Origin of the sequence: Mediterraneibacter sp. ICN-202921, from assembly GCF_037890075.1 — a bacterium.
Taxonomy (GTDB): domain Bacteria; phylum Bacillota; class Clostridia; order Lachnospirales; family Lachnospiraceae; genus Mediterraneibacter; species Mediterraneibacter massiliensis.
The window spans coordinates 79,673-95,685 of the sequence record NZ_JBBKBE010000003.1 but is presented as its reverse complement, the minus strand read 5'-3'; the positions used below and the strand labels follow the sequence as shown (position 1 = coordinate 95,685).

16 protein-coding genes are annotated in these 16,013 nt (G+C 44.4%); 3 read left to right on the top strand and 13 right to left on the bottom strand.

Annotated elements, in window-relative coordinates:
- Positions 1-19: 19 nt before the first annotated feature.
- From WKT01_RS03825 to pflB, 3 genes are all read right to left on the bottom strand, one after another.
- Positions 20-457 (bottom strand): MarR family winged helix-turn-helix transcriptional regulator, encoded by a 438-nt coding sequence (locus WKT01_RS03825; RefSeq protein ID WP_117975178.1) that lies wholly within the window; start codon positions 455-457, stop codon positions 20-22.
- 295 nt (positions 458-752) lie between these two features.
- Positions 753-1,484: a pyruvate formate-lyase-activating protein gene (gene pflA / locus WKT01_RS03820; RefSeq protein ID WP_340311475.1), complete on the bottom strand. Its 732-nt coding sequence runs from the start codon at positions 1,482-1,484 to the stop codon at positions 753-755.
- Positions 1,485-1,486: 2 nt separating this feature from the next.
- On the bottom strand, positions 1,487-3,739 hold the full coding sequence (gene pflB / locus WKT01_RS03815; protein WP_340311474.1) for a formate C-acetyltransferase: 2,253 nt from the start codon (positions 3,737-3,739) through the stop codon (positions 1,487-1,489).
- 262 nt (positions 3,740-4,001) lie between these two features.
- Here pflB and WKT01_RS03810 point away from each other — a divergent pair, with 262 nt between their 5' ends.
- A complete protein-coding gene (locus tag WKT01_RS03810; protein ID WP_340311473.1) occupies positions 4,002-4,391 on the top strand; it encodes a BlaI/MecI/CopY family transcriptional regulator in 390 nt (129 codons plus the stop codon).
- Between the two features lie 18 nt (positions 4,392-4,409).
- Positions 4,410-6,182, top strand: a complete 1,773-nt coding sequence (locus WKT01_RS03805) for a BlaR1 family beta-lactam sensor/signal transducer (RefSeq protein ID WP_340311472.1) — start codon at positions 4,410-4,412, stop codon at positions 6,180-6,182.
- Here the strand turns inward: WKT01_RS03805 and WKT01_RS03800 are convergent.
- Positions 6,164-7,396 (bottom strand): DUF6070 family protein, encoded by a 1,233-nt coding sequence (locus WKT01_RS03800; protein WP_340311471.1) that lies wholly within the window; start codon positions 7,394-7,396, stop codon positions 6,164-6,166. The genes WKT01_RS03805 and WKT01_RS03800 overlap by 19 nt on opposite strands.
- Before the next feature lie 184 nt (positions 7,397-7,580).
- Between WKT01_RS03800 and WKT01_RS03795 the strand changes: the two genes are divergently transcribed.
- Positions 7,581-8,063 carry a GNAT family N-acetyltransferase gene (locus WKT01_RS03795; protein WP_340311470.1) on the top strand — a complete coding sequence of 161 codons (483 nt, stop codon included), beginning with the start codon at positions 7,581-7,583 and terminating at the stop codon, positions 8,061-8,063.
- 68 nt (positions 8,064-8,131) lie between these two features.
- Here the strand turns inward: WKT01_RS03795 and WKT01_RS03790 are convergent, their stop codons facing one another.
- From WKT01_RS03790 to WKT01_RS03750, 9 genes are all read right to left on the bottom strand, one after another.
- Positions 8,132-9,091, bottom strand: coding sequence for a carbohydrate kinase family protein (locus WKT01_RS03790; RefSeq protein ID WP_340311469.1), 960 nt, complete (start codon positions 9,089-9,091; stop codon positions 8,132-8,134).
- A gap of 34 nt (positions 9,092-9,125) precedes the next feature.
- A complete protein-coding gene (locus WKT01_RS03785) occupies positions 9,126-10,073 on the bottom strand; it encodes a TIGR03943 family putative permease subunit (RefSeq protein ID WP_340311468.1) in 948 nt (315 codons plus the stop codon).
- Positions 10,074-10,095: 22 nt separating this feature from the next.
- A complete protein-coding gene (locus tag WKT01_RS03780; protein WP_059068169.1) occupies positions 10,096-11,196 on the bottom strand; it encodes a CobW family GTP-binding protein in 1,101 nt (366 codons plus the stop codon).
- Positions 11,183-11,962 (bottom strand): exodeoxyribonuclease III, encoded by a 780-nt coding sequence (locus WKT01_RS03775; RefSeq protein ID WP_340311467.1) that lies wholly within the window; start codon positions 11,960-11,962, stop codon positions 11,183-11,185. Before WKT01_RS03775 ends, WKT01_RS03780 begins: the two co-directional genes overlap by 14 nt.
- 81 nt (positions 11,963-12,043) lie before the next feature.
- Positions 12,044-12,778 (bottom strand): tRNA pseudouridine(38-40) synthase TruA, encoded by a 735-nt coding sequence (gene truA / locus WKT01_RS03770; RefSeq protein ID WP_340311466.1) that lies wholly within the window; start codon positions 12,776-12,778, stop codon positions 12,044-12,046.
- Positions 12,765-13,421, bottom strand: coding sequence for an ABC transporter ATP-binding protein (locus WKT01_RS03765; RefSeq protein ID WP_340311465.1), 657 nt, complete (start codon positions 13,419-13,421; stop codon positions 12,765-12,767). Before WKT01_RS03765 ends, truA begins: the two co-directional genes overlap by 14 nt.
- Complete coding sequence (locus WKT01_RS03760; protein WP_117975187.1) at positions 13,411-14,247, bottom strand: ABC transporter ATP-binding protein; 837 nt, start codon at positions 14,245-14,247, stop codon at positions 13,411-13,413. Before WKT01_RS03760 ends, WKT01_RS03765 begins: the two co-directional genes overlap by 11 nt.
- Complete coding sequence (locus WKT01_RS03755) at positions 14,247-15,065, bottom strand: ABC transporter permease (RefSeq protein WP_340311464.1); 819 nt, start codon at positions 15,063-15,065, stop codon at positions 14,247-14,249. The genes WKT01_RS03760 and WKT01_RS03755 overlap by 1 nt, the downstream gene beginning before the upstream one ends.
- Positions 15,062-16,000, bottom strand: coding sequence for an ABC transporter permease (locus WKT01_RS03750; protein ID WP_340311463.1), 939 nt, complete (start codon positions 15,998-16,000; stop codon positions 15,062-15,064). Before WKT01_RS03750 ends, WKT01_RS03755 begins: the two co-directional genes overlap by 4 nt.
- Between the last annotated feature and the right edge of the window lie 13 nt (positions 16,001-16,013).

Here is a 16,013-nt window from a genome sequence, read left to right as displayed (position 1 = left end):
TTACATGTTCCTTTCTGTCTTATCTCTCCTCTGCCAAATTCTCACATACCTGGAGCAGCATTCTCCTCATCAGTAATTTTTCCTCCGTACTCATTCCCTGAAACATCATTTCGTCCAGCTGCTGTGCTACCTTCTTGACATTCTCGATGCAGTCTCTGCCTCTTTGCGCCAGTTCCAGCCGCATAATCCGCTGATCCTTTTCATCTGCTTTTCTGCTGATGTATCCTGCTTTTTCCATTTTCTGTATCGCAGAAGTAATAGAAGGAGGCGTAACATTCAAGCGTTCTGCCAGTTCCTTCTGAGAAAGGGACTGACTCTGATGCAGGGAAAATAAAATATTCGCATGAGTCTTATTCAGATCATATTTCCCGAACATTTCCTTCGCCCTCTGCTCACACCTATGCCTCAATATGCCGATCAGTCCGATCGTTGGTATATGACTCATATCACACTTCAACTAAGCCGCCTCCTCGCTCTTTAAATTAATTAGATAACTAATCTTTATATTAGTATTACTGCACAATAAAGTCAAGTTTTTAATATATAATTCACATTTTTTTCAATATTTTACACAAATTTTAATTAAATATCTAATTAATTTGAATTCTGGTAAAGCGACAGACAGTAGGAAAAGAAACAGCTCATACCATGTCATTACATATAAACATGATATGAGCTGTTTCTTTTCATTCAGTGACTGCCGATAATAAAATCATGCGTAAGCAGGATCAAGCTGACACTGCGGGAATTTTCTATTCCTGTATCTTTAATATTTTATTTGCATTTTCAATGCGTTCTTTTGTCGGTGGTTCTACGCCTTCCAGGGGATATTCCATCCCAAGTTCTTTCCACTTAAAAGCCCCTAATGTATGATAAGGAAGTACTTCCACTTTTTGCACATTATGAAGTGTGTCAATAAATGCCGACAACCGTTTCAGATATTCGTCCCGATCACTGTGTCCGGGAACAAGTACATGACGTATCCAGACCGGTTTTCCCACCTCTGACAGATAGGATGCCATATCCAGGATATTCTGGTTCGTGCAGCCTGTCAGTTTTTTGTGCTGTGCATCCTCTATATGTTTTAGATCCAAAAGAACCAAATCTGTTACTTTCATTAATGCTTGGAACTTTCCAAAAAATGGTTCTTCCCTTGTGAAGGGGTTGCCGCTTGTATCTAAAGTCGTATGCACTCCTTCTGCTTTTGCCTTCTGAAATACTTCTGTCAGGAACTCTATCTGCAGGAGAGGCTCTCCCCCGCTGACAGTGATCCCCCCTTCTTTTCCCCAGTAAGCGCGATACCTCAGGGCAGTTTTCAAAAGTTCGTCTGCCGTATAAAGTTTCCCATTTTTCATATTCCACGTATCTGCATTATGGCAGAACTGGCAGCGCATAGTGCACCCTGAAAAGAAGATAACAAAACGGACGCCCGGACCATCCACCGAACCAAAACTTTCCAACGAATGTATATATCCCTGCCGCATATTTACATTCTGTCGTGGCAGGTTCTGGAAATCACATCCATCTGCTGTTCACGTGTCAAGTCGATGAATTTCACAGCATATCCAGATACACGGATCGTAAAGTTCGCATACTCTTCTTTCTCTGGATGTTCCATTGCATCGATCAATTTCTCTGTTCCGAATACGTTCACATTGAGATGATGCGCACCTTGATCAAAATATCCATCCAGTACATGAACCAAATTGTTCTTGCGTTCTTCATCATCATGTCCCAAAGCTCCCGGACTGATCGTCTGCGTATTAGAAATCCCGTCCAGTGCCTGTTCATATGGCAGTTTTGCCACAGAATTTAAAGAAGCCAGCAGCCCGTTCTTTTCTGCTCCGTAAGATGGATTAGCTCCCGGCGCAAGAGGTTCGCCTGCTTTTCTTCCATCCGGAAGAGAACCGGTCGCTTTTCCGTATACGACATTGGATGTGATCGTCAGGATAGATGTCGTAGGCTCAGAATTTCTGTACGTATGGCATTTTTTCAGTTTGCTCATGAACGTACGGAGCAGCCATACTGCAATATCGTCTGCACGGTCATCATCATTTCCATATCTTGGGAAATCGCCTTCTGTCTCGAAGTCCACCGCCATTCCTGTCTCATCGCGGATAACTTTTACTTTTGCGTATTTGACAGCACTCAAAGAGTCTACTACATGTGAGAAACCTGCGATACCGGTCGCAAACGTCCTTCTTACATCTGTATCGATCAATGCCATTTCCGCTGCTTCATAATAATATTTATCGTGCATGTAGTGGATCATATTCAATGTATCTACATACAGTTTAGACAGCCAGTCCATCATCTCGTCATAACGTTCCATCACCTCGTCGTAATCCAGATATTCAGAAGTGATCGGTCTGTAAGCCGGTCCTACCTGCTCTCTTGTCTTTACATCTATGCCGCCGTTGATCGCGTACAAAAGGCACTTGGCAAGATTTGCGCGCGCCCCGAAGAACTGGATCTCTTTTCCTGTCTGTGTCGCGGATACACAGCAGCAGATGGAATAATCGTCTCCCCATACCGGACGCATCACATCATCATTTTCATACTGGATAGAACTTGTCTTGACAGAAATATAAGCCGCATATTTCTTAAAGTTTTCCGGAAGATGAGAAGAATATAAAACTGTCAGGTTCGGTTCCGGAGAAGGTCCCATATTTTCTAACGTGTGCAGGAAGCGATAGTCATTCTTAGTCACCATGTGACGACCGTCCATTCCAATCCCTGCCATTTCCAAAGTAGCCCATACCGGGTCTCCAGAAAACAGTTCATTATAGGATGGGATCCTCGCGAATTTTACCATTCTGAATTTCATCACGATATGATCGATCAGTTCTTGTGCCTCTGCCTCTGTCAAGATTCCTTTTTCCATATCTCTCTGGATATAAATATCCAGGAAAGTAGAAATACGTCCCACGCTCATTGCCGCGCCATTCTGCGTCTTGATCGCAGCCAGATAACCGAAATACAGCCACTGCACCGCTTCTTTTGCGTTTTTCGCCGGCTGAGAAATATCATAGCCATAGACCGCTGCCATCTCTTTCATTCCTTTAAGCGCACGTATCTGGTCGGCGATCTCCTCACGAAGACGGAAATCTGTCCCTTTCATACCATGTCTTTCTGACTCTACAAAATCCGCTTCTTTCTGCCGGATCAGATAGTCGATCCCGTACAGGGCAACACGGCGGTAATCGCCGACAATACGTCCTCTTCCGTATGTGTCCGGAAGTCCGGTAATGATTTTGTTATGACGGGCTTTCTTCATCTCCGGTGTATAAATGTCAAAGACACCTTGATTATGTGTTTTATGATATTTTGTAAAGATTTCGTGCAGTTCTTTACTCGGCGTATATCCATATGTCGTACAAGCCTGTTCTGCCATCTTGATCCCGCCGTACGGCATAAAAGCCCTCTTAAGAGGTTTATCTGTCTGAAGACCTACGATCTGTTCTAAGTCTTTCATATCTTCCTTGATATATCCCGGACCATATGCTGTCAGACCGGATACTACTTCTGTCTCCATATCCAGAACGCCGCCCTTAGCTCTTTCTTCTTTCTGCAGTTTCTGCAGCTCACCCCAAAGTTTATTTGTCGCTTCTGTAGGAGCCGCCAAGAAAGATTCGTCGCCCTCATACTGTGTATAATTATTCTGGATAAAGTCCCGTATATTTACCTCCTCTTTCCAGAGTTTTCCATGAAAACCAGTCCACTGTTCAAACTGTGTCATTCTACTAAACCCTCCTTAAATAAATCTGTCATATCTTTCGTCTACGTCGCCTAGTATAACATCATGTTAAACAAAAGACAATATCCGTTTTGATAATCCTTCTCAACAATCGCCTTGTATCTAATTTTATACATGTGCATTTCCATTTCTTCCACAAAACGGCAATTTTACTGACATAGGAAAAGGCTTTTCGTTGCATTCTTCTTTTCTCTGTTTTATACTACACTTGTAAGAATTCATATGAACCGAAAGAAGGTATATCATGCCCCGAAAAGCACTGCCACAGATTTCAGAAGCTGAATTCAAAGTAATGAAAATCGTATGGAAATATGCTCCTGTCAGTACGGTTGAGATCACAGAATATCTGCGTCCTTCCACGCACTGGAGTTATAACACTGTCCAGACTTTGTTAAAACGTCTCCTCCAAAAAGGAGCGCTTTCTTATGAAAAGCGCAGCCGTGTTTTTGTATATACCCCTTTGGTAGCTGAAACAGACTATATCCGTCAGGAAAGCCGCTCTTTTCTGGATAAATACTATGACGGCAGTTTTTCCTCCATGGTTTCAGCCTTTGTTCATAATGGAGAACTCTCTTCAGAAGATCTGGCGGAACTGCAAAATCTTCTGACCGAAAAATCACAAAAAAAAGCTTAGGTCCAAGGAGGCTCGAGGATGATTGCCGCATTTACACTTTCATTTCTGAAATCCAATCTTATATTGGCAGTATTGACCCTTGTTTTATTTTTCATAAAATATCTGTTTAAACATCGTATCTCCACCCCGATCCAATATGCACTCTGGATCCCCTATCTTGTCTTGTTGATCGTTCCTTTTCTTCCCACCGGTATTTTTACATATACCCTAAAATCTTTTTCCAGCCTGCTTACTTCTGCTTCTCTTCCTGTAGATCCCACAGAGCCTTCTGCCACCCTTCTCCCAGACGCTCTGCAAGATCTCAGCCTGTCTGTCAGCCGCTGTCCTGACAGTATTTTATCGGCTCTTTTTATTTGTTGGACAGCAGGCGTTTTTCTTCACAGTATACTTACACTTCTTACATGTCTACGGTTTAAAAAGTGGCGAACCGACGCTATTGCAGTCAAAGACACGTTTATTCTCCATACCTACGACAGCGTCAAAAGAGAACTCGGTATTAAACGGGATATTCCTCTTTTAGCCTTAGATTTCAACGGTTCGCCTTTTACAGCAGGAGTATATATGCAAAAGATTTATCTTCCGTCCCCGCTCTTGTCCTATGTAGAAAAAGACAGCCTGAAATACATTTTCATGCATGAACTTCAGCACTGCCTCCACAAAGACGGTATCTGCAATTTTTTGCTGCTTATCCTAAAGCCACTGTACTGGTTCAATCCTTTCATCCTATACGCCGCCAAAAGGATCCAGCTGGATCGTGAGCTTGCCTGTGATGCTTTCGTTCTCAAACATCTCAATGAGGCAGAGTATATACTGTACGGCAAACTCCTTCTTCAGCTTTCTGCAGCCTCATGCTCTGCCCCTCTCGCCTTTAGCTCTGCACATACCAAAAAGGAGCTCAAAAGCCGAATACTGCATATTTCCTCTTATGCGGCCCCAGCATGGCAAAAACGCCTGCTCGGCTATATGATCTGCCTTTGCACCGTTCTTTTCTGCCTGTCTGTGAGTCCCTGCTTTTCCGCCTCTGCACAGCTGCCCTCGTCTGTTCCTCTTCCACAGGGAGACATTCATACCCTAGAGATGGCAGACGCCTTCGGCAGTTATGAAGGCAGTTTCGTTCTGTCCGATTCCACCGGAAAAAACTGGAGCATCTATAATACAGAAGACGCCTTAAAGCGGACTTCCCCCGACTCCACTTATAAAATATACAGTGCGCTTTTTGCCCTGGACTCCTGTGTCATATCTCCTGATTCGTCCATAGTCCCCTGGGATAAAACCGCCTATCCCTTCGCTTCTTGGAACCGGGATCAGACGCTCAACAGCGCCATGTCTGCATCTGTCAACTGGTATTTCCAATATTTGGATAAAGAAATAGGAAAACCGGCCCTGCGCAGTTATTTCCAGCAGATCCAATATGGAAACCAAAATATATCCGGCGCCATAGAGGATTACTGGCTGGAATCTTCCCTGCAGATCTCCCCGGTGGAGCAGACTGTCCTCCTTAGAAATCTCTATTATAATACCTGGAATTTCCGTCAAAAAGACATAGACACCGTGTTAAACTCTCTCCACCTGTCTGCAGATGAAGAGTATACTGTATATGGGAAAACCGGCACAGGAAAGATCAATGGAAGGGAACAAAACGGATGGTTCATCGGGATCCTTGAAAGGGGAGAAGAGGTTTACTTTTTCTCTGTACACATAGAGGGAAAAGACGATGCTTCGGGTAAAACCGCCTCTGAAATCGCTTTCTCCGTCTTACAGAAACTTTCTATTTATCCATTTTCTCCGTAGTATTTCTGCCATTCCTCATCCGTTAGTCTGGGCACGTAAGCAGGAATTTGGCTGCCTTCAAAGGGCAGGAGCTCATTAGAAAGATAGACAAAGGAGCCTTGTGGCATATCTTCTTTTCTTTCTTCCGCCGGGCGTATTTTTACCTGGTGGGTAAACGCCTTGTCAGTATTTTTCTTTTTCCATACTGCGTCTACTGTCAGGGTCACAGTACCATCTCCATTCTCTGTACCGCCCACCACCTCCGGATACGGAGTATCTGGGTTTTCACCTAGATCATGCAGGCCTCTCTGTCGGTATAGATAACAGCCTATCTCTGCGTCATATCCCTGTTCCATTCGCAGTACTTCTGTATCCACTGGCAAAAATGTCTGTATCACAGACTCAAATTCCTGTTCGGGTATCGCATATTCTTTCGTTCCTACTTCTGCGTCAAATTGTTTTGCCTCCCCCATTTTCATTTTATAAAAAGGCTCATATACATCATAAAAGCAAAGTTCTCCATAGGATTCCGCGCTCCAATTCGTCGTAAACAAATTGTTGCTTTTGTACCCTATCGGAAGAATATACTGTTCATTCCACCGTCTTAACTCCTCCGCTAACGGCTTGATCCGTATAGCTGTATGTCCGCTGGGCCCGTCAAACCCTGAGGGGCGTTCTAACTCTAAAAACAAATATCCTTTTTCTGTATACTTCCACTCCTCTGCCACATAGGAATCCACTGCTTCGGCATGCGGATTTCCCCCTTTGTCCCAGGTGAGTCTGCTTCTTTGTACTGTCATGTTTCCTTCCATACAGTGCAGATCATACCGCACGAACCCACCCTGATCTGTCACAATGAAAAGCAAAAATTCTGCTTTTTCTTCGTCTGACGCCTTTTCACAAAACGACTGCGCTTCCTCTGCATGTGTCATATTTATCTGATTTTCCGAATCTACTGCACAATATCCCTCCTCCCCTAAAATCGTTATAATCTCTTCTATAGTATTCTTGCTGTCCAAGGAATTCTCTTCCTTCGCTTTCTCATATACGGTCCTATAGTTTTCTGCCAATTGTTCGTTTTCCCTAAGAAGCCCCTCCTGACTATCCTTTTCTTCCCTCGTTTCTGTCTCGCCGGTTTCTATGTTTTTGGCATGTTCTTCTTCCGAACCACAGCCTGTAGACAGAAGTAAGCACAGCACTGCTATGAACAAAATTTTATGTATTCCTGCTTTCATATTTCCTCCTTGTCCGTTTTCTTAAATCTTACACTTGTAGTTTTTAGATGTCAACGACCTTTTTTCCCTTGCCTTTTCCCTACCGCCTGCTTTACAATACACGTAAAGAACACATTCTATCTCATAGCGCATTTTTATCGCATGCTATGTATTTTTTATCGAATTATAAGGAGTTTTGTCGATTATGAAAATTAGAAAATCTACTATGGATGATCTATCGTCTATCCAAAATCTGTATGAAAAAGCAAGATATTTTATGTCCACACATGGAAATCCCTCGCAATGGGGCAGTACATATCCGGAACCAGAACTTATCAAAAAGGATATCGGAACAGAGCACAGCTATGTCTGTGAAACAGACAAATGTATCGTTGCTGTCTTTTACTACAATGAAGGAGAAGACCATACATATCAAAACATATATAACGGAAAATGGATAAATACCGCTCCTTATGGTGTTGTCCACCGTATCACTTCCGACGGGACCGTAAAAGGCGCCGCTTCCTTTTGCCTTGACTGGGCATTTAAAAAATGCCGCAATCTGAAGATCGATACCCACAAAGACAATCAGATCATGCAGCATCTGCTCGAGAAAAACGGTTTCACCTACTGCGGCATCATTTATACAGATGACGGAACGAAACGGCTTGCCTACCAGAAATGCTGAAATCTAAAAACAAACCGCAGACATCATGCCTGCGGTTTGTCTTTTTCTGTCCTTATGAGTATACACTTCTATTTTCTGATCAGCTCCAACACTTCTTCCTTCCGGGGCATTGCCTTGATGGCGCCTTTTCTGGTCGTCACAAGCGCTGCCGCGGCATTGGCAAAGGTCAGCATTTCTTCAATCTGGTCTTCTGTCAGATTGAAAAGGTCATGCTCTAAAATATAATTAAGGCAGCTTCCACAGAATGTGTCGCCAGCGCCTGTCGTCTCTATGGCTTTTACCTGTACTCCCTTTTTCTCTATACGCATTCCCTTATAATACCCACGACTGCCATCCTTTCCCATAGTAAGGAAGATCAGCGGTATCTGATAATTTTCCTGCAGCCAGGCAATTCCTTCATCATAATCTTCTTTGCCGGATACAAACTGAATCTCATTATCTGAGATTTTCAATATATCGCAGAAGGTAAAACCATATTTCATCTGCTCTTTTGCCAGTTCTAAAGAACTCCACAAAGGAGGCCTCAGATTCGGATCAAAAGAAATCAGCGTCCCACTCTTTTTCGCAATATTTAGTGCTTTCTTTGTTGCTTTGCGCACCTCGTCATGAGTCATAGAAAGAGTTCCAAAATGGAAAATCTTCGCTTCTTCCAAAAAGTCTTCGTCGATCTCCTCTTCTGTCAGCATCATATCTGCCCCCGGATCTCTGTAAAAAGAAAATTCTCTGTCTCCATCTGGAAATGTATGTACAAACGCAAGCGTCGTATGTACACGATCATCTTCCAACAAATGCGACGTATCGATCTTCACTTCATCCAATGTATCTTTCAACGTCTTCCCAAACTGGTCTTTTCCCACTTTCCCTATAAAAGCCGTCTGTTTCCCCATTTTATTCAGAAGCGCAAGCACATTGCAGGGCGCTCCACCCGGGCAGGCTTCAAAAAGTGCGTTGCCCTGCCCGCTTTGCCCGTTCATCGTAAAATCAATCAATAGTTCCCCCATTGCAATCACATCATATTTCTTTTCCATTTTGTGAACCTCCACTTTCTCATATCCAATTTGATCAGTTAAAATACACGAGTTCCTCTATCGGCTCTGCTATTTCTATATTCTCCGCTTCCAAAACCGGTCCTTTCCCATGGTAAACAGAAACATTGGCAAAGCCTACTTTCGCCCGGATCTTCACCCATTGTCCCGGTTTAAGTTTCGGCGCGTAAGCACTCTTGCACACATAGCCCAAAAATGTCGTATCATCCGCACAGCATGTCATCGCCATGCGTCCTGGCAGGAATACTTTGGATGGAAAAGTACGTGGCTTGAGTACTTTTGCCGTGAATTCAATCACCTTTTTATCATATCGCTCTGGATTTTCCATCATATCCACATACCAGATCCCATAATCTTCTCTGCGTATCTCAATGACTGGAGCGTCCAAATCATAAGGAACGTCATCTTCAAAAATATGATCCAGTTCTCCTTCTTCCCCCTCAAAGATCACTTCCGCCTGGGGACTTACCACCTTCACACTGCGTCTGTATCCGGCAAGCGGCTTTACATCTTCACAACGGTTAAACAAGACCATCTCCGCACCTCTTACCATCTCGACAAACAACGGTTTTAAATTCGTAAGATACATCTGAAAAGTGCTGGCATCCACTGTCGTGATCTTCTGTTCGATCACCCAGCCTTCCGGCAGCGTCATTTTCTCAAAATCACTGACTTTCCACATCCCGTTGTACTCTATGATCACACGCTGCGGCCGGTGCTTTTCCTCCATTTTCTGAAGCCACGCTTCTGTCAGTTTCTCTTGTTCCTCCACATGCTCGATAACGACTCCGTATTTCAGCATTTCGCCTGCGGGATATTCTTCTTCTCCTTCTTCACAGAGGATCAAAAGAGTCTTTCCGTCGATCTGGAAATAGTCCTGCTGCAGGGTAAACTTTAAAAACTGAGTTTTCCCGCTGTCCAAAAAACCTGTCATCAAATATACTAACGTCTCTGGTTCTGTCATTTGGCTCTCTCCTCTCACGCAGCTATTCTGCAAGTCCGAACAGCTTCTCCAGCTTTTCTTCTTGCAATTTGGATCCGATCACGCAGATCCTTCCTGTATATTCCGGCGCGCCGCTGCGGACTTCCTGTTCCTCCGGAACCATATCGAAATAGATCCAGTTTCCATCTTCTCCCGCCACCATGCCTTTTGCACGCAGCACGGTACCAAATTTTTCCTCTTGTTCCAGTTCCTTTAGTATATATTCGATTTCTTCTCGTGTATACGTACGGATCGTCTCTTTTCCCCAGCTGGTAAAAATTTCATCTGCATGATGATGTCCATGTGCGTGATGATGGTGTTCGTGTTCTTCTCCCTCATGGTGATGATGGTGATGTTCGTGTTCTTCTCCCTCATGGTGGTGATGGTGATGTTCGTGTTCTTCTCCCTCATGGTGGTGATGGTGATGTTCGTGTTCTTCTCCCTCATGATGGTGATGACATCCGCATACCGGGCAGGGCATTTCAGAAAGCAGCTCTTCTTCCAATGATCCTTCTGCCTCCATCACTTCCAACAGTTTACTTCCAGGAAGCTCATCGATCGGCGTCGTGATAATCGGCGCCTTTTCGTTTAACTCGCGCAGCAGCGCCACACTTTCTTCTATTTTTTCTGGTTTTGCCTTATCTGTACGACTTAAAATAATCGTCCCTGCATAGGCGATCTGATTACTGAAAAATTCCCCAAAATTTTTTCTGTAAATTTTACATTTTGTCACGTCGACTACCGTCGTAAAACTGTTCAGTTTTGCGTCAATACTCTCCTGCACATCCTGTACTGCTTTGATCACATCGGATAGTTTCCCCACACCGGATGGCTCGATCAAGATTCTTTCCGGATGATACGTATCCACCACTTCTTTTAAAGATTTTCCAAAATCCCCTACAAGTGAACAGCAGATACAGCCTGAATTCATTTCCCGGATCTCAATGCCTGCCTCTTTTAAAAAACCGCCGTCGATCCCAATCTCTCCGAATTCATTTTCGATCAGTACGACCTGCTCTCCTGCAAATGCCTCTTTCAGCATTTTTTTGATAAATGTTGTCTTTCCGGCTCCCAGGAAACCGGAAATAATGTCAATCTTTGTCATGATGACTGCCTCCTTCCTTTATATCCAATTCTACCGGGCAATGATCTGACCCCATCACGTCCGTCAAAATTTTTGCATTTTCCAAATGATCTTCCAACGACTTTGATACGCAGAAATAATCAATACGCCATCCCGCGTTTTTCGCGCGTGCGCTGAAACGGTATGACCACCAGGAGTAAACGCCTTCTTTCTCCGGATAAAAATAGCGGAACGTATCGATAAACCCTGCTTCTAAAAGTTCCGTAAATTTCTGTCTTTCTTCATCCGTAAAACCTGCGTTTTTCCTGTTTGTCTTTGGATTCTTCAGATCGATCTCCTGATGCGCCACATTCATATCACCTGTTACAATGACTGGTTTCTTTTCTTCCAGACGCTTTAAATATGCCTGGAAGTCTTCTTCCCACTGCATACGGTAGGCAAGCCGTTTTAACTCATTCTGCGAATTTGGCGTGTATACCGTCACCAGGTAAAACTCTCCAAATTCGCATGTGATCACACGACCTTCCTGGTCATGTTCCTCGATCCCGATCCCATATGTCACCGCCAGCGGTTCTTGCTTCGTAAACACAGCGGTTCCGGAATATCCTTTTTTCACTGCGTAATTCCAATATTGATGATATCCTTTTAGATCAAGCTCAAGCTGCCCTTCCTGCATTTTCGTCTCCTGTATGCAGAAAATATCTGCATCTGCCTCTTGGAAAAAGTCCAGAAATCCTTTTTGCACGCATGCCCGGATCCCATTTACATTCCATGAAATAAGTTTCATATCCGCCTCCTTATCCTCTTCCCGAAAGGAAAATGTCTCAAAAAACAACTTTTGAGACACTTTCTTTGTAAGGAATATAGCCTAATAATATACTTCTTTTAAAAACAATCCTTTTGCCGGCGCCATAAAACCTGCCCTTTTTCGCTCCCCTGTCACGAGCGCGCCGGCGATTTCTTCTGTCGTAAGCTTTCCCATTCCGACTTCCAGCAAAGTCCCGGTCAGGATCCGTACCATATGATATAAAAAGCCATTCCCTCGATACGTGATCTGTATTTTCCCGTCTTGTCCGGCTATCATTATATCATAAATTGACCTTATTGTGGACTTTTCTTCCTTTTTATCCGTAAATGCGGCAAAATCATGCGTACCTATAAGAATACGCGCTGCTTCTTCCATTTTCTTTTTGTCCACCTTATAGGGAAAATGATAAGAGTACCGGCGTTCAAACACATCTTGTTTCTGCCGTGTATCTATATGGTACTCATAGCATTTGCCGGAAGCGCTGTAACGTGCGTGGAAACCATTTTTCACAAGTTCCGTACGTATGACACGAATATCCTCCGGAAGCAGACTGTTTATCACTTCCTGAAACGTCTCTTCCCTAATTTTGCCTCTTAAACTACAGGACAAAGTCTGTCCTTTCGCATGTACGCCGGCGTCTGTCCGCCCAGAACCGTATATCTCCACAGGATATCCCGCCGTTTTTCCAAGAGCATTTTCTACTATTGCCTGTATCGTCTTGTCTGTATTCTTTTGCTTCTGCCACCCCTGATAACGGGTGCCGTCATAAGATACTGTCAACTTATATGTTCTCATATTCTGTCACATTCCCGTCCTTTAAAAACAATACACGGCTGCAAAGCATACTGACTACATCCAGATCATGTGAGACAAACAGATACGAGAGCCGTTCTTTTGCCTGCAGTTCTTTTAACAACTGTATGATCTGTGCCTGTACCGTTACGTCTAACGCAGAAAGTGGTTCATCCGCAAGAATAAACTTTGTCCCTGTAATAAGAGCCAGTGCGATACTGACACGCTGCCTCTGTCCGCCGCTTAGTTCTTTTGGATACCGGTCATAAAGATCTTCTGGAAGATGAACCCGGCGCAGCATTTCTTCCGCCTTTTTCCGGCGTTGTTCTTTTGTATATTTCTTTTCTGCCTTCAGCGGTTCTTCCAAAAGCCAGCCGATCTTTTTCCTGGGATTCAGAGATTTGTAAGGATCTTGAAAAACCATCTGCGGACGTTTTGTATACTGGATGATCTCTCCTTCATATTCTTTTAAAAGTCCCAGCACACATTTACAGAGCGTGGATTTTCCACTCCCGCTTTCTCCCACTAATCCAACCATTTCGCCCTCATAGAGCGTGAAAGAAACATCCTCAAGTATCTGTTTTTTCCTCCGCCCTTCCCGATACCAGGCATTTACATGTTTTAACTCCAGCACTTTATCCTTCATGCATTTCACCAGCCTTTTCTTTCAACAGATCGTAGTACATGCTTCCCTTCGTCCTTGAAGGGATCGCCTCGATCAGTTCTCTTGTATAAGCTGTCTTTGGATCTGCAAAAATCGCTTCCGCCGTACCTTCTTCCACGATCTCTCCCTCTTTCATTACAAGCACACGGCTGCACAGTTCTTTTACGACCCGCAGATTATGCGAAATAAACAAGATCCCCATCTTATATTTTTGATTCAGTTTCTTCAATAATGTTAAGATCCCTTCCTGGGTATGCACATCCAGCGCCGTCGTCGGTTCGTCTGCGATCAAAAGTTTCGGCCTGTCTATCACGGCTGCGGCGATCATCACTCTCTGGCGCATTCCTCCTGACAACTCATGAGGGTATTTCTTATAGACTGACTCTATATCTTTTAATTCTACATCTCTTAAAGCCTGAAAAGCCCTCTCTTTTCTTTCTTTCCGGGACATCTTTTCATGCAGCAGAAGTGTTTCCTCCACCTGGCGCCCAATGCGCAGCGTCGGATTGAGTGCCGTCATTGGCTCCTGAAAGATCATGCTGATCTCTTTTCCCTGTATGTCTCGCAATTCCTTCCCTGTCAGAGAAAGCAGCTCCTTTCCTTCAAATGCTATCTTTCCACTCTCAATCCGTGCATTTTTCTTCAAGATCCCTGCGATCGTCAGCGCCGTCATTGTCTTCCCAGAGCCAGATTCTCCAACGATGCCTAAGATCTCTCCACTGTCCATAGAAAAAGAGATTCCTTTTACGACTTTTTCCAGAGTGCCCCTGTCCTCAAACCAGATGGACAGATCTTCTACTCTTAGCATTATCTTCCACCTCCGAATCTATCCAGGATCCCTTCTCCCAGCATCCCCACACCAAGGATCAAAAGCACAAGAAAGACGCCGGGAAATACAGCACACCACGGACCTCCTGCCAGATATGTCTGGGCTTCTGAAAGCATCCTGCCCAGGCTGGCATCCGGAGGCTGTACACCGATTCCCAGATAACTCATCCCCGCTTCCGCCAGAACCGCATTATTAAAACCGATCGCCAGTGCCGACAAAAGTGCAGGAAGAATATTCGGCAGAATGTGTACAAATAAAATTCTGGGTACCGATACGCCGATCAGTTTTGCGCTGATCACATAGTCCTCTTTTGCGCACCGCATAAATTCTCCCCGGACAACTCTGGCAAAACTGGGGATAAACGCAATCCCAAGCGCCAACATAACTTTATACGTACCCGGTCCCGAAATACTTACAATGACCAATGCCAAAAGAACACTCGGGAACGCCGCCAGCGCGTCGTTGATCCGCATGAGTCCTTCGTCCAGCCAGCCGCCAAAGTATCCTGTTACTGCTCCGAGCACACTTCCGATCGTTCCTCCGATCACGATCGTTCCTGCCGCAATCACGAGAGTATTGCCTGCCCCTGCCAGCACCCGGCTCAACACATCCCTGCCAAACTGGTCTGTGCCAAATACATGGGACAGGGACGGTCCTTTGAGTTTCAATGTGCCTGCCATTGCTTCCGGGTCATAAGGCGTCCAAAAAAAACCTGCTATGATCAGGATCGTCATAAAAATCGTCAAGGCAAGACCTGCCGTAAAATAGAAGGAATGTACTTTCTTACTTTTTCTCATATCTCGATCCTCTTATCTAATCTTCGATATAACAGATCCACCGCCACATTGATCACAAGGATCACCACAGCGAGCCAGACGATGACTGCCTCTACTACAGGATAGTCTCTTTTTGCGATCGATGTGATCAGCGTCCTTCCAAGCCCTGGAATTCCAAATACCTGCTCTACCACGATACTGTTCGCTATCACATCCGCTATCATCACTCCCAAAAAAGTGAGAACCGGCAGAAACCCATTTTTAAATACATGCACAAGCAGGATCCTCCATGGACTGTTTCCCCGGCTCCTTGCCGTGCGGACATACTCCTGCCCCATCTGGGAAAGCATAGAACTTCTTAACATCTTCATCGTCATCGCCGCCTTGGGCAGTGCGATCGCCAGAGAAGGCAGCACCAGATATCCCAAAAATCCACCTATATCTTCGGTATAAGAAATATACTCTCCCGGGGTAAACATGTGAAAAAATAGACCAAATACGACTGTCAGGATCATACCAATAAAAAACGGAGGCACTGACATCATAATCTGATTCAGTACAAGAAAGATCTTGTCCACCATCCGGTTTTCAAAACGGACACATAGTATCCCCAACGGAACAGATAATAGAAGGATACCGATAAAGCTCATCAACGTCATGGCAGCTGTGATCGGAATCTTATCTGCGATCAACTCCTTTACCGGAATCTGATAGGAATAGGATGTGCCCATATCCCCTGCCACAAAATTCTGGATCCACTCTCCATACCGGACAGGCAGGGGCCGGTTCAACCCCATCTCATCACGCAGCGCTTCTACTTTTGCTTCGGTCGCTTCTGTACCGAGGATGGTTCGGGCCGGATCCCCCGGAATGACCTCAAATGCCAGGAAAGCAAGGATACTGACAATTAATAATGCGATTATAAGACCTGTGATTTTTTTTATTAGAAATTTCATGCTTTCCTCCCAT